The sequence below is a fragment of the Paenibacillus tyrphae genome (assembly GCF_027925525.1).
Lineage (GTDB): Bacteria > Bacillota > Bacilli > Paenibacillales > NBRC-103111 > Paenibacillus_G > Paenibacillus_G tyrfis_B.
Genome location: NZ_BSDJ01000095.1, coordinates 1 through 586, shown reverse-complemented (window position 1 = coordinate 586; position 586 = coordinate 1). Strand labels below are relative to the sequence as shown.

Annotated in this window: 1 protein-coding gene; it reads left to right on the top strand. The window is 47.6% G+C overall.

Features of this window, described 5'->3' with window-relative positions:
• The coding region (locus tag QMG93_RS35000) for an IS3 family transposase (protein WP_281944519.1) at nt 1–547 on the top strand (547 nt) is incomplete at its 5' end.
• Nucleotides 548–586 lie beyond the last annotated feature (39 nt).

Sequence of the window (586 nt, the reverse complement as noted above, 5' to 3'; positions counted from 1 at the left end):
TGCTCCATCTGCTCAGGAGCGAGTCGCGGAGAATCTGTTAAAGCGCCAATTCCAAGCGGATGCCCCCAACCAAAAATGGGTCACAGATGTCACTCAGTACCGTGTAGCAGACACTTGGCTATACCTTTCAGCAGTGAAAGACTTGTTCAATAACGAGATCGTAGCTTACCAGATTAGCTTACGTAACGACAACCAGCTCGTCCTCCAGACGTTTGAGAAAGCCTTTGAGAAGAAGAAAGACGTGACCGGACTGATCGTTCACAGCGATCAAGGATTCCAGTACACGTCTCACGCTTACCACGACATGCTGCCACAGGTTGGCGCCCAAATCAGCATGTCTCGGAGAGGCAATTGTCTTGACAACGCCTCCATGGAGAGCTTCTTCTCGCATCTCAAAGCGGAAGGACTCTATCCTTATGATATACGAACTTTGGACGAGGCACAAAGGCGAATTGAGGAATATATTCATTTTTATAACGAAAACAGACCGCAAAGAAAATTAAACAAGCTGACGCCGGTAGAATACCGACGCCAGCTTGTTGCCTAGGGTCTTTTTTCCAATGTCTACAAAATGGGGTCTTGACCA